The sequence below is a fragment of the Nocardia sp. NPDC003482 genome (genome assembly GCF_053588115.1).
This window is the reverse complement of record NZ_JBSFPI010000007.1, coordinates 302,321-313,928: the sequence shown is the minus strand read 5'-3', so window position 1 is coordinate 313,928 and position 11,608 is coordinate 302,321. Positions and strand designations below refer to the sequence as shown.

Below are 11,608 nucleotides of genomic sequence, written 5' to 3'. Positions count from 1 at the left end.
GGGCCTTACCGCTCGACTTGCATGTGTTAAGCACGCCGCCAGCGTTCGTCCTGAGCCAGGATCAAACTCTCCGTTGAAGACTCTCAACCACGCCCCAAGGGCGCAATCGGAAGTAACTCGAACCAGAGTCCGAAAACCTAACTAAAAACGCCAGCCGGAAATTAGCTGACAAAAATGCCTGTCCCTCACACGGGGGTATGAGGAACAGAACCAAAAATATTTGGCACTGACATTCATCGACACACTATTGAGTTCTCAAAGAACACACGCACACACAATCTCCCAGGCTCTTCACCCGCTCGATCGTGAGGCAACTTTTCCAGCTTAGCTCAGCCCTGGACTCCGATCCAAATCGGGGTCTCGGTCGAGCCAGTGTGATCGTCAGGCGCCTATCGTACATCCTCGTGTCCCCGGCCTTTCGGCCCGGGTCGGTGTCCGTGTCGCTCTGACCTGGAATAAGTTACGTGCCAACCACTTTCGATGTCAAATCGCCTGGTCACACGCCCAATCGCGATCATGGCCGAGAATGGCGAAAGCCGGTCCGCCCGCGGGCGAACCGGCTTCGGATTCGGATCAGCCGTTACAGTCCGAATGGCTGATCACGGCGGGCCCCGATCCCTCGGAACTCAGCGACGGCGGGTGGCCCGGTCCGAGCGCCGCGATCGCGTTCCGCTCGGCCTCCGCTCGGGTCGCGCCCGTTCCCACGGCGTGAATATCGTCGCGCCGGGAAATGGCGGCGCAGCCGTCGACCGCCCGCACCACGACCACACAGCGCGGCGCGCCCTCCTTCGCGCACTCGTCCCGCGCGTCCGCGTCCGCACTGGCCTGATCCGGGTAATTGAAGGCGGTGCCGATACTCCAGCCGTCCTCCATCGCCCCCGACAACGCCATGGCGCCGTACAGGTGACCGTCCGGTCCCCGCTCCGCCTGAGCCGGCGCGGCGACGGAAACGAGAGCACCCGCGCACGCGACCACTCCCAGGGCAATCCTGCCCATCGAAAACATCGTGAAAACCCCTAACGATGGCCCCCGATTGAGGCCAACCGGCAATCATGCAGGACACGGCCGAAAATGTCCACCCCCCAAGGCATCTCGGGCTCACCCGGTGCGCCAGGCCACCTCCGGCCACTGCCCGCTCGGAACCGACTGACCGAGCAGGGCGCCCGCGAGGAACTCCGCTACCAGCGCGCACGTGATCTGGGCGGCCCGGGGCGCGGGGAGCGTGCCGCACAGGTCGGACTGGCCGCCGAAGGCGCACAGGTCCGTGGGTGAGTAGTGGCCGCCCCCGCGCACGGTCGCCAGGCGGAACGGGCCGGTGGTGCGAGCGCGGAAGCCGATCCAGGAGGCGTGGACCATATCGCCGTAGGCGACGACCTCGACGGGCCGATCAACCCCCGCCTGCTCGACCGTCGAACCGTCGTGCCAGCCCGCCGAGCCGTCCAACACCACACCGGCGCGAATTCGGTTGTCCGCCACCATGGTTGCGAGGGTGGTGTAGCCGCCGTAGGAGTGTCCGGCCATCGCCACCCGCCCGAGGTCGAGATGGTCTCCGACGACAGGCAGCGTGGCGAGGCGATCCAGGACCAACCGCGCGTCCGCGACGCGGGTGTCGAGTTCGGCCGCCATGTAGTCGTCGTTGTCGATATCGGGGGCGGTGCCCGTCACCACCCGGCCGTCGGGGAAGGCCACGGCGGGAGACTCCCCCGTGTGGTCCATGACGATCGCGGCGTACCCACGGGAGGCCAGATCCGCGGCGAGCCCCGACATGATCCACCGCGGTGCGCCGAGGCCCGGCGAAATGAGCACGACCGGAAGGCGATTCGCGCCGCTGTCCACGGCGGCGGCCTCGATCGCGGCGGAGCGGGCGCCCAGCATGGCCGCGACCGCCGTGGGCGTGTGCAGCCAGTCGGCCGCTCGGGTCACGACCCGCAGCTGCACGTCCGAGGTGGTCGCCGGGACGTAGGCCGCGGGCGTGTCGTCCGCTCCGGAACCGCCGGCCGCTGGATACCAGACCGACACCATCAGCGCTCGGCTCTCGTCCCCCACCTCGACATCGACCCGTCCTACCGCGTGCGGACCGACCGGGTCGGCCAACGGCGTGGCCCGCGTCGCCGGTAGGCGGCACGCCAGCGCGTCCGCGCCGCACAGCAGCGCGCTGTCGGCGAACGCGGGTTCGATGTGCCCGCCGCCGATCGCGAGCGCCGCGAGCACACTCACCGCCGCGACTCGGCGCGCGATCATCGGGCGGCTCCGAAAACCAAGCGCGCGAACGTGTTCGGCACGATTCATCTCCCCTGTCGACGGCCCACCGGGATCGAGGCCGACGGATGATCATCTCCGACCGCGTACGCGTTGTCCAGATGTGTTCTCGCCCAATCATTTCGGGGAGGTAAACACCGGAGGCCGGTCCACTCGAACGAGTGGACCGGCCTCCGGGTCGAAAAGGGTTGCCGGGTGGCAGGACTCAGAAGTCCATGCCGCCCATGCCGCCGGTGGGATCGCCCGCGGGAGCGGCGGTCTTCTCCGGCTTGTCGGCGACGACGGCCTCGGTGGTGAGGAACAGGGCCGCGATGGACGCCGCGTTCTGCAGAGCGGAACGGGTGACCTTGACCGGGTCGGCGACGCCGGCGGCCAGCAGGTCCTCGTAGACGCCCGAGTCGGCGTTGAGGCCCTGGCCGGCGGGCAGGCCCGCGACCTTCTCGGCCACCACGCCGGGCTCCAGGCCCGCGTTGAAGGCGATCTGCTTCAGCGGGGCGGCCAGCGCGACCTTGACGATGTTCGCGCCGGTGGCCTCGTCACCCTCGAGCTTCAGATCCTCGAGCGCGGGGCCGGCCTGCAGCAGGGCCACACCGCCACCGGGGACGATGCCCTCCTCGACGGCGGCCTTGGCGTTGCGCACCGCGTCCTCGATGCGGTGCTTGCGCTCCTTGAGCTCCACCTCGGTGGCGGCGCCGGCCTTGATGACCGCGACACCGCCGGCCAGCTTGGCCAGGCGCTCCTGCAGCTTCTCGCGGTCGTAGTCCGAATCCGAGTTCTCGATCTCGGTGCGGATCTGCGCCACGCGACCCTGGATGGCGTCGGCATCGCCCGCGCCGTCGACGATCGTGGTCTCGTCCTTGGTGACGACCACCTTGCGGGCCTGGCCCAGCAGGTCCACGGTGGCGGTCTCCAGCGACAGGCCCAGCTCCTCGCTGATGACCTCGCCGCCGGTGAGGATGGCGATGTCGGCCAGCTGCGCCTTGCGGCGGTCGCCGAAGCCCGGGGCCTTGACGGCGACGGACTTGAAGGTGCCGCGAATCTTGTTGACCACCAGGGTCGACAGGGCCTCGCCCTCGACGTCCTCGGCGATGATCAGCAGCGGCTTACCGGCCTGGATGACTTTCTCCAGCAGCGGCAGCAGATCCTTGACGGTCGAGATCTTCGAGCCGACCAGCAGGATGTACGGATCCTCGAGGACCGCTTCCTGACGCTCCGGGTCGGTGACGAAGTAACCCGAGATGTAGCCCTTGTCGAAGCGCATGCCCTCGGTCAGCTCCAGCTGGAGGCCGAAGGTGTTGCTCTCCTCGACGGTGATGACGCCTTCCTTGCCGACCTTGTCCATGGCCTCGGCGATCAGCTCACCGATGGACGGGTCGCCCGCGGAGATCGCGGCGGTGGCGGCGATCTGCTCCTTGGTCTCGACCTCCTTGGCCGAGTCGAGCAGGCGCGCGGTGACGGCCTCGACGGCCTTCTCGATGCCGCGCTTCAGGCCCAGCGGGTTCGCGCCCGCGGCCACGTTGCGCAGGCCCTCGCGCACCAGCGCCTGGGCGAGCACGGTCGCGGTGGTGGTGCCGTCGCCCGCGACGTCGTCGGTCTTCTTGGCGACTTCCTTGACCAGCTCGGCGCCGATCTTCTCGTAGGGGTCCTCGAGCTCGATCTCCTTGGCGATGGACACGCCATCGTTGGTGATCGTGGGCGCGCCCCACTTCTTCTCCAGAACGACGTTGCGCCCCTTCGGGCCCAGCGTCACCTTGACAGCGTCGGCGAGGCTGTTCAGGCCCCGCTCGAGGCCGCGGCGGGCCTCTTCGTCGTACGCAATCGTCTTGGCCATTGCGTTGAGATCCTCCAGATCAGGGGATTTGACACGATCTGGCCAGGTTCGGTGCCCGCGACGGACGAGCAGGGTGTCGTGGATCCCGCTCTCACCATCCCGACCTGGCACTCACAGGTCGAGAGTGCCAGCTCCCTTTTTAGCACTCGCGTGTACCGAGTGCAAGGTTGGTCCAGGATCTCACGTATCGGTGACGCGCAGGGCGAGTGCCAGAAACGCGTCGGTGCGGCGTTCCTCCGGCGAGCGCGGTTCGCCGCGGTCGATGGTGACCTGCTCGGCGTCGTTGAGCAGCAGCTCGGCCTCGATGCGCATGATGGCACGGATGAAGGGCGGCGCCACCTCGGGCGGGAGGTCGCCGTTGACGATGTAGCTACCGTCCGGACCGGTCTCGGTCTGGACATATGTGAGCGCCCGCAGCAGGTCGGAGCGTAATTCCCCTGCTATTAGGTCGGAATCGCGATCATCCGCCATAGCGACATCGTATCCGGACAACGCTTGCAATCTCGCATCCGGGCAATACAGTACGTACGTACGGTTTGGTGAATGCGACCCTTTGGAGCCTCCGATGTGGGATCCCCAGCAGTATCTGGCCTTCGACGACCACCGTTCCCGCCCCTTCTTCGAGTTGCTCGCCCGGGTACGCGCCGAGCACCCTCGGCGTGTCGCGGACCTGGGCTGCGGCCCCGGCCACCTCACCGTGGCGCTGCGTGAGCGCTGGCCGGACGCGGTGGTGGAGGCGTCGGACTCCTCGCCGCAGATGGTGGCCGCCGCCCGGGCGCGCGGGATCACCGCGGAATTGCTGGACGTGCGCGACTGGCGGCCCGAACCGGATACCGACGTCGTGGTCTGCAACGCGGTCCTGCAATGGGTGACCGGACATACCGCGCTGCTCACCGAGTGGGCGCGGGCGTTGCCCGCGGGCGCCTGGCTGGCGATCCAGGTGCCGGGCAACTTCGACGCGGCGTCGCACCGGTGCATCCGGGAGCTGGCGGGCGCGGACGCCTGGCGGGAACGGCTCGAACCGACCGGGGTGACCCAGGCGCGCAATGTGCTGGATCCGGAGGGGTACGCGAGCGTGCTCGCCGCCGCGGGATGTGCCGTAGACGCTTGGGAGACAACGTATTTGCAGCGCCTGACCGGTCCCGACCCGGTGCTGAAATGGGTTTCGGGCACCGCGCTGCGTCCGGTGCGGGCCGTGCTCGACGACACCGAGTGGGAGCGGTTCACCGGGGAGCTGGGTGCCATGCTGCGGGCCGCCTACCCGCAACAGCCCGACGGGACGACCTGGCTGCCGTTCCGCCGGGTGTTCGCGGTCGCCCGAACCGCCGACTAGTCCGCCGATCCGGCGGGCGACTGATCGGCGACGAGCGACCGCAATTGCGCGGCGATGTCCCGTTCGAGAGTGTCGCGCACCAGGCCCAGACCGGACAGCGGGCCGGTGCCGTTCTCCAGTTCGAGCAGGGCCAGCAGGATGTGTTCGGTCCCGATGTAGTTGTGCCCCAAGCGAAGTGCCTCGCGGAAGGTGAGTTCGAGGGCCTTGCGGGACTGCGCGCTGTAGGGAATGAGCGCGGGCAGCTTCTCGGTGCTGGCGGGCGGCAGGGCCGCGGTGGCGACGCGGCGCACCGCGTCCAGGCCCACCCCGTGGGCGACGATCGCGTGCGCGGCGAGGGATTCCGGGTCGGCGATCAGGCCGAGGATCAGGTGTTCGGGATGGATTTCGGCGTGCTGCCGGTCGCGGGCCTCCTCCTGGGAGAGGACCACCACCTTGCGGGCGCGGGTGGTGAAGCGCGCGAATCCGGCGCTGGGGTCCATGGCCGCATCGGCCTTGGGCACGAAGCGTTTCTGCGCGGCCTGCTTGCTGACGCCCATGCTGCTGCCGATATCGGTCCAGGACGCGCCGGAGCGGCGGGCCTGGTCGACGAAGTGGCCGATCAGGTGATCGGCCACATCACCCAGATGTCCGGCGACGACCACGGCGTCGGACAGCTGCTCGAGCACATTGTCGGGACGGGCCTTCTTGATGCCATCGATCAGATCGTCGAGGCGGATGTTCTGCGTCATGCGTCAACTCTAAGTTGACGAACAGGGCTGCGTCAACGAGAAGTTGACGGCGAGTCGAGCCCTACCGCGTGGCGACCCCGATGGCGACGGCGACCGGCTTGTCGGCCTGACTCGACGCCAAACACACCAGCTTCGCGGTGCCGAGGGCGAGGCTGGGGTTGCCGTCCAGTTTGGAACCCGGGTTGTCGGCGAGGACCTGATCGATCACGGCCTTCTCCGATTCGGCGTCGAGGGTCTTGAACTGCGCGCAGGTCGTCTGCGAGCCGAGGCCCTGGGCGCTGTCCTTCGGCGCCTCGCTCGGCGGCTCGATCACCGTGAACGTGGTGGTGGGCGCGGCGGAGGTCGGCGCGGCGGCCGTGGTGGTCCCGTGCTGATGGTCGTGGCCGTCGTGACCGGACGAGTCGTTGCCGCCGCAGGCGCTCAGCGGCAGGGCCAGCGCGGCCACAACGGCGGCGGTCGCCGAAAGTCGTTTCATCACCGTCGATTCCCCATGGTCTCGAGCGCCCGGCGTGTCCGGCGCGCGTCGCAGAGTACCTCAGGGCTCGGTGAGCGCGGATCGCCGCCATTCGCTGGGTGACAGGCCGTACGCGGCGCGGAAGCGCCGGGCGAAATGCGAGGGATCGCGGAAGCCGCAGATCCGCCCGACCGTGGCGATCGAGCGGTGTCCGATGTCGAGCCGGGCCAATTCGGCGCGGGCGCGTTCCAACCGCTTACCGATGATCCACTGCTCGAGGCTGAATCCGCTTCGGCTGCACAGCTTGTAGAGATGCCGCACCGAGATGTGCTGGGCGCGGGCGATGCGCTCGGGACTCAGCTCGGCATCGGAGAGATGCTCGAGGACATAGCGGCGGATCCGGGTGAGCAGGACCGTGTCGGGCAGCGACGCCCCGTCCGGTTCGGATCCGATCGCGGACAGCAGCAGGGCCCGCACCATTTCCGTACAGGCGTCGCCGAGGGCGGCCTGCGCGGGGCCCACGGGCATGTCGTCCAGCGAATCCACCAGGGCCGCAAGGTAATCGGCGACCACCGAATGCAGCGGCGAGGACGGCACGCACAGCAGTGCCCGGCGCAATGTGTCCGACGGCAGGCACAGCGGTTCCACCGGAACCTGCAACGCCAGCGCGCGACAGTCACCGCCCCAATGAATCTGGTAAGGGTTGTTGAGGTCCACGACCACGAACCGGCCGGGATCGCCCACGCTCGGATTGCCGTGCTGTTCGTAGAAGCCGCGGCCCCCCTGTTGCAGGATCAGGGTCAGGACCGCGGCCGGAGAGTCCTTGACCTGCCGGGCCGTCCGCACGATGTGCATGTCGCGCAGCTGCGAGCGATAGACGGTGGCGTCCCCGAGTTGCCAGATCTCGTACCGCCCGCGCACCGATTCGGGATTGTCGAACCGGACGTGCGAGGGTGCGGAACTCTCCTCGGTGAGCGTGACCAGGGCGTCCACCCGGTCCCCGGGGTCGAGCGTGTCGGTATCGAGAACAACGGTCATCGCACCCTCCGGTGGAAACACCCGTACTCGAGGTTCGCTGGCGGTCGCGGTGCACGGACGGTCCACAGACGTGCACGCACAGCCCATTGTGGGTCACCGTCGGGCCGTATGGTCCAAGAACCGGGAACGATCCTGGCAGATGTTCCGGTACTGACAGTCTGCTGCACGTTCGACGACACCACGTTCGTGCAGCAGACCCGGGCGGTCTCAGTGGATGTGCTCGCGCCAATCCGCCGGTACCCGCTCGCGCGGTCCCGGCACCGACTGCTCACGCGGATGATGGTGCGGCGGAGCGAGTTCCGGGCCGCCGGTGAGGGTCTCCTCGCGACGGAAGTCCCAGAACCAGTCCTCACCCGGCTCGTAGCTCTGGATGAACGGGTGCCCGGTCGCGGCGAAGTGCCGGGAGGCGTGCTGGGCGGGCGAGCTGTCGCAGCAGCCCACGTGCCCGCACTGCGCGCAGCGCCGCAGATGCACCCACCAGCCTTGTGCCGCTTCGCATTCCACACAGCCGGGCCCGCTCGGCGGGACGGCCGGATCGATGCCCTCGATCGCTTCGGACATTACTCACCTCCGGTATCGGTAACCGCTTGCGCCGCTTCGTTTTTCAGGGGCAGCCGGACGATGAACCTGGTGTCGCCCGGTACCGATTCCACCCGGATGTCGCCGCCGTGCTTGTTGGCCACGATCCGGAACGAGATGTCCAGGCCCAGGCCGGTGCCCTCGCCGACCGGCTTGGTGGTGAAGAACGGCTCGAAGATGCGGTGCCGCAGATCTTCCGGGACGCCGGGCCCGGTGTCGCAGATCTCCACCGCGACGCAGTCGTTCTCGCGGTAGGTGCGGACGGTGAGGGTGCCGTGGCCGTCCATCGCGGCGACCGCGTTGTCGATCAGGTTGGTCCACACCTGGTTCAGCTCGGCCGCGTAGCACGGCACCGGGGGCAGTGTGCGGTCGAACTCCTTGACCACCGTGATGCCGTCGCCGATCTTGCGGGCCAGCATCACCAGCGTGGAGCCGAGCAGTTCGTGGATGTCGACCACCTGGAAGGGGGCCCGGTCCATCTGCGAGTACTGCTTGGCTGCATTCACCAGTTTCGAGATGCGCGCGGTCGAGTCGGTGATCTCGTTCATCAGCAGCTCGGTCTCGACCGTGTAGTTGAGCCAGCGGATCGCGCCCTCGAACACCGAAGTCTCCGCGCCCTCCAGCGTGGCCGCGACCTTCTCCAGCCAGTCGATGTCGAAACCCGCCTGCACGAAGGTCGGCGCGATGTCCCAGCCGTTGGCGATGCCGTGCCCGGACAGCCACTCGCCGAGCTCGTCCTCGCGGTCGGCGGCCTCGAGCGGGGTCAGGTCCGGGGCCTTGGCGACCTGGGTGGCCGCCTCCTCCTGGAGCTGGACCAGCGATTCGAGCGAGGCCGGATCGAATTTGCCGTGCGCGATCATCTTCAGCTTGTGCCGCATTCCGGCGACCCGATCGCGCAACGACGAGGTGGCCCGCACGGCGGCCGCGGCCGGATTGTTGAGTTCGTGGGTCAGGCCCGCCGACAGCGAGCCCAGCGCCAGCAGCCGCTCGCGCTGGCCGATGATCTCGTTGGCGTTGCGGTTGCCGAAGAAGATGCCCTCCAGCAGATGCAGGGCCATCGGGAACCATTCCTGCATCATGCGCGAGAAGGTGCCCGCGTCGAGGACGAAGAACCGCGACGGCTGGGTGACGTGGAACGAGCCGGTGTAGTTCTGGTCCCCGCGATCGCCCATGTAGGCCGTCCACGCCCCGGCGTAGGAGCCGCGATGGCTGGTGCGGACCAGCTCGATCTCCTCGCCGCCGGACCGCTTGGTGAGCACCACCTCGCCGTCGAGCAGGACGTAGAAGCAGGTGGCCGGGTCGCCCTCGCGGTAGACCAGGCCGGGTTCGAACTCCTCGACGCGGCCGTCGCGGCACAGCCAGGCGAGCTGTTCGTCGTCGAGCTTCTCGAACAGGAACAGCGTGCGCAATTCGTCGGGGTCACAGACCAATCGGGTGCCCATCGGCACACCTCCTACTGCTTGGCGAGGTATCGGTGGACGAGCATGACGGCCATCGCGCCCTCGCCCACGGCGGACGCGACCCGTTTCGCCGACTCCGAGCGCACGTCGCCGGCCACGAAGACGCCCGGCACGCTCGTCTCCAGATGATGCGGGGGCCGCGGCAGTTCCCAGCCCGCCGGGCGGCTGCGGTCGACCATGAGGTCGGGCCCGGCGAGCACGTAACCCGCCTCGTCGCGCTCGACCAGTCCGTCCAGCCACTCCGTCTCCGGGGCGGCCCCGATGAACAGGAACAAACGCTCGGCGTCCACCTTTTCTTCCACGCCGGTGGCATTGTTGCGGAGCACGATCCGTTCGAGGTGGTCGTCGCCGTCGGCGGCCGTCACCTCGGTGCAGGTGTGCACCCGGATGTTGGGGATCTCCTCGATCTGCCGGACCAGGTAGTGCGACATGGAGTTCTCCAGCGAATCCGACCGCACCAGAATGTGTACGGCCTTCGCGTTGCGCGAGAGGAACACCGCCGCCTGCCCGGCCGAGTTCGCGCCGCCGACGATGTAGACCTCGCGGCCCGCGCAGTCGGCCGCCTCGGTCATCGCCGAGCCGTAGTAGACGCCGCGGCCGGTGAACTCGTCCACGCCCGGTGCCGGATGGTGGCGATAGTTCACGCCGGTCGCGATCAGCACCGAATGGGCCGAGACCGCGCTGCCGTCGTCGAAGCGCACCAGCCGCGCCGATCCGCACACCTCGAGCCCGACCACCTCGCGCGCGGTGATCAGCTCGGCGCCGAACTTGATCGCCTGCCGCCGCGCCCGGTCGGCCAGCTGCGCCCCGGACAGTCCGTCGGGGAAGCCGAGGTAGTTCTCGATGCGCGAACTCTGCCCGGCCTGCCCACCGGTCGCGGTCCGCTCCACCAGCACCGTGCGCAGGCCCTCCGACGCGCCGTAGACCGCCGCGCCCAGCCCGGCCGGGCCGCCGCCGACCACGATGAGGTCGTAGAAGTCGCCGGTGGGGTCGGTGTTCAGGCCCACGCTCCCGGCCAGTTCGCTGTCGGTCGGGGAGAGCAGGGCCTGGCCCGTCGGATCGATCACGACCGGGCACTGATCCTCGGCCGCCCCGGCCGCCGCCAGCAGCCGCGCGCCCTCGGGCTCGTCGGCGAGATACCAGCGATACGGTAATTGGTTGCGCGCCAAGAACTCTCGGACCTGCGAGCAGCGGGCCGACCAGCGGTGGCCGATCACCTTGGTCTCGTGCACCGGGCGGTGCTCGTCCCCGCGCCACGCCTCGAGCAGCGCGTCGACCACCGGATACAGCTTCTCCTCCGGCGGATCCCACGGTTTGAGCAGGTAGTGGTCGAGGTCGACCACGTTGATGGCCTCGATGGCCGCGTTGGTGTCGGCGTAGGCGGTCAGCAGCACCCGGCGCGCGTAGGGGTGCAGGTCCATCGCCTGTTCGAGGAATTCGATGCCGTCCATGCCCGGCATGCGGTAGTCGGCGATCAGCACCGCGACCGGCTGGCCGCGCAGTTTCATCTCGCGCAGGGCGTCCAGCGCCGAGGGACCCGATTCGGCCCGCAGGATGCGGTAGTCCGCGCCGTAGCGGCGGCGGAGGTCACGCACGACCGCTCGGGAGACGCCGGGATCGTCGTCGACGCTCAGGATCGCCGGTTTGGCGGGGGCTGGGGAACTCACATCGAAAGTATGGTCGGTTCGCGCCGAGCCGTCACAGTCGATGCCGTTCCAGCAGTTCGAGCTCGCCCGGGGTCGGCAGGCGTTCGAGCCGCTCGTCGCGGTCGTTCCGCTCGATGAGCGGCAGTCGCGGAACGTCGTGCGCGTGCCGCCGAGGGAGGAGTGAGCGCAAATTCACGATCGATCACCTCGCAGTGGACTCCAGTTGCCGAACCTGCCTGATCTATCACCGCTTTCACACCCCGTATTACAGGGTAACGAC

At 68.5% G+C, this 11,608-nt stretch carries 12 protein-coding genes and 1 rRNA gene; 1 reads left to right on the top strand and 12 read right to left on the bottom strand.

Going from position 1 to position 11,608, the window contains the following annotated elements:
• From ACWDSJ_RS13845 to ACWDSJ_RS13825, 5 genes are all read right to left on the bottom strand, one after another.
• Window positions 1–77: ribosomal RNA gene (locus tag ACWDSJ_RS13845) — 16S ribosomal RNA — on the bottom strand; the annotation flags it as partial.
• 496 nt (window positions 78–573) lie between these two features.
• Entirely contained in the window at window positions 574–1,005 is a 432-nt protein-coding gene (locus ACWDSJ_RS13840; RefSeq protein ID WP_450031953.1) for a DUF4189 domain-containing protein, read from the bottom strand.
• A gap of 93 nt (window positions 1,006–1,098) precedes the next feature.
• Window positions 1,099–2,241, bottom strand: a complete 1,143-nt coding sequence (locus tag ACWDSJ_RS13835) for an alpha/beta hydrolase family protein (RefSeq protein WP_450031951.1) — start codon at window positions 2,239–2,241, stop codon at window positions 1,099–1,101.
• A 223-nt stretch (window positions 2,242–2,464) separates the two neighbouring features.
• The gene (gene groL, locus ACWDSJ_RS13830) at window positions 2,465–4,090 is read right to left on the bottom strand and encodes a chaperonin GroEL (protein WP_387369480.1); all 1,626 of its coding nucleotides are present in this window, start codon (window positions 4,088–4,090) and stop codon (window positions 2,465–2,467) included.
• A 180-nt stretch (window positions 4,091–4,270) separates the two neighbouring features.
• A complete protein-coding gene (locus tag ACWDSJ_RS13825; protein ID WP_387369478.1) occupies window positions 4,271–4,561 on the bottom strand; it encodes a hypothetical protein in 291 nt (96 codons plus the stop codon).
• Window positions 4,562–4,655: 94 nt separating this feature from the next.
• On the opposite strand from ACWDSJ_RS13825, the gene ACWDSJ_RS13820 reads away from it, so the two are divergent.
• Window positions 4,656–5,423, top strand: a complete 768-nt coding sequence (locus ACWDSJ_RS13820; protein WP_450031949.1) for a trans-aconitate 2-methyltransferase — start codon at window positions 4,656–4,658, stop codon at window positions 5,421–5,423.
• Here ACWDSJ_RS13820 and ACWDSJ_RS13815 read toward each other — a convergent pair.
• The 7 genes from ACWDSJ_RS13815 to ACWDSJ_RS13785 form a co-directional block, all read right to left on the bottom strand.
• Window positions 5,420–6,151 carry a Clp protease N-terminal domain-containing protein gene (locus ACWDSJ_RS13815; protein WP_450031948.1) on the bottom strand — a complete coding sequence of 244 codons (732 nt, stop codon included), beginning with the start codon at window positions 6,149–6,151 and terminating at the stop codon, window positions 5,420–5,422. The two genes, ACWDSJ_RS13820 and ACWDSJ_RS13815, sit on opposite strands and share 4 nt — an antisense overlap.
• Window positions 6,152–6,212: 61 nt before the next feature.
• The gene (locus ACWDSJ_RS13810) at window positions 6,213–6,626 is read right to left on the bottom strand and encodes a hypothetical protein (protein WP_450031975.1); all 414 of its coding nucleotides are present in this window, start codon (window positions 6,624–6,626) and stop codon (window positions 6,213–6,215) included.
• Window positions 6,627–6,686: 60 nt separating this feature from the next.
• Window positions 6,687–7,643, bottom strand: coding sequence for a helix-turn-helix domain-containing protein (locus ACWDSJ_RS13805; protein ID WP_450031946.1), 957 nt, complete (start codon window positions 7,641–7,643; stop codon window positions 6,687–6,689).
• 207 nt (window positions 7,644–7,850) lie between these two features.
• Window positions 7,851–8,204, bottom strand: a complete 354-nt coding sequence (locus tag ACWDSJ_RS13800; protein ID WP_387369468.1) for a UBP-type zinc finger domain-containing protein — start codon at window positions 8,202–8,204, stop codon at window positions 7,851–7,853.
• Window positions 8,204–9,664 carry an ATP-binding protein gene (locus tag ACWDSJ_RS13795; RefSeq protein WP_450031944.1) on the bottom strand — a complete coding sequence of 487 codons (1,461 nt, stop codon included), beginning with the start codon at window positions 9,662–9,664 and terminating at the stop codon, window positions 8,204–8,206. The genes ACWDSJ_RS13800 and ACWDSJ_RS13795 overlap by 1 nt, the downstream gene beginning before the upstream one ends.
• Window positions 9,665–9,675: 11 nt before the next feature.
• Window positions 9,676–11,349: an FAD-dependent oxidoreductase gene (locus ACWDSJ_RS13790; RefSeq protein WP_450031942.1), complete on the bottom strand. Its 1,674-nt coding sequence runs from the start codon at window positions 11,347–11,349 to the stop codon at window positions 9,676–9,678.
• A 31-nt stretch (window positions 11,350–11,380) separates the two neighbouring features.
• Window positions 11,381–11,524, bottom strand: a complete 144-nt coding sequence (locus ACWDSJ_RS13785; protein ID WP_387369462.1) for a hypothetical protein — start codon at window positions 11,522–11,524, stop codon at window positions 11,381–11,383.
• Window positions 11,525–11,608: the final 84 nt, after the last annotated feature.

What these genes read in the sequence shown, in the direction of transcription:
- ACWDSJ_RS13815 (WP_450031948.1), bottom strand. Translation starts at nt 6,151, where the DNA reads ATGACGCAGAACATCCGCCTCGACGATCTGATCGATGGCATCAAGAAG.
- ACWDSJ_RS13840 (WP_450031953.1), bottom strand. Translation starts at nt 1,005, where the DNA reads ATGTTTTCGATGGGCAGGATTGCCCTGGGAGTGGTCGCGTGCGCGGGT.
- ACWDSJ_RS13820 (WP_450031949.1), top strand. Translation starts at nt 4,656, where the DNA reads ATGTGGGATCCCCAGCAGTATCTGGCCTTCGACGACCACCGTTCCCGC.
- ACWDSJ_RS13805 (WP_450031946.1), bottom strand. Translation starts at nt 7,643, where the DNA reads ATGACCGTTGTTCTCGATACCGACACGCTCGACCCCGGGGACCGGGTG.
- ACWDSJ_RS13810 (WP_450031975.1), bottom strand. Translation starts at nt 6,626, where the DNA reads ATGAAACGACTTTCGGCGACCGCCGCCGTTGTGGCCGCGCTGGCCCTG.
- ACWDSJ_RS13800 (WP_387369468.1), bottom strand. Translation starts at nt 8,204, where the DNA reads ATGTCCGAAGCGATCGAGGGCATCGATCCGGCCGTCCCGCCGAGCGGG.
- ACWDSJ_RS13795 (WP_450031944.1), bottom strand. Translation starts at nt 9,664, where the DNA reads ATGGGCACCCGATTGGTCTGTGACCCCGACGAATTGCGCACGCTGTTC.
- groL (WP_387369480.1), bottom strand. Translation starts at nt 4,090, where the DNA reads ATGGCCAAGACGATTGCGTACGACGAAGAGGCCCGCCGCGGCCTCGAG.
- ACWDSJ_RS13835 (WP_450031951.1), bottom strand. Translation starts at nt 2,241, where the DNA reads ATGATCGCGCGCCGAGTCGCGGCGGTGAGTGTGCTCGCGGCGCTCGCG.
- ACWDSJ_RS13825 (WP_387369478.1), bottom strand. Translation starts at nt 4,561, where the DNA reads ATGGCGGATGATCGCGATTCCGACCTAATAGCAGGGGAATTACGCTCC.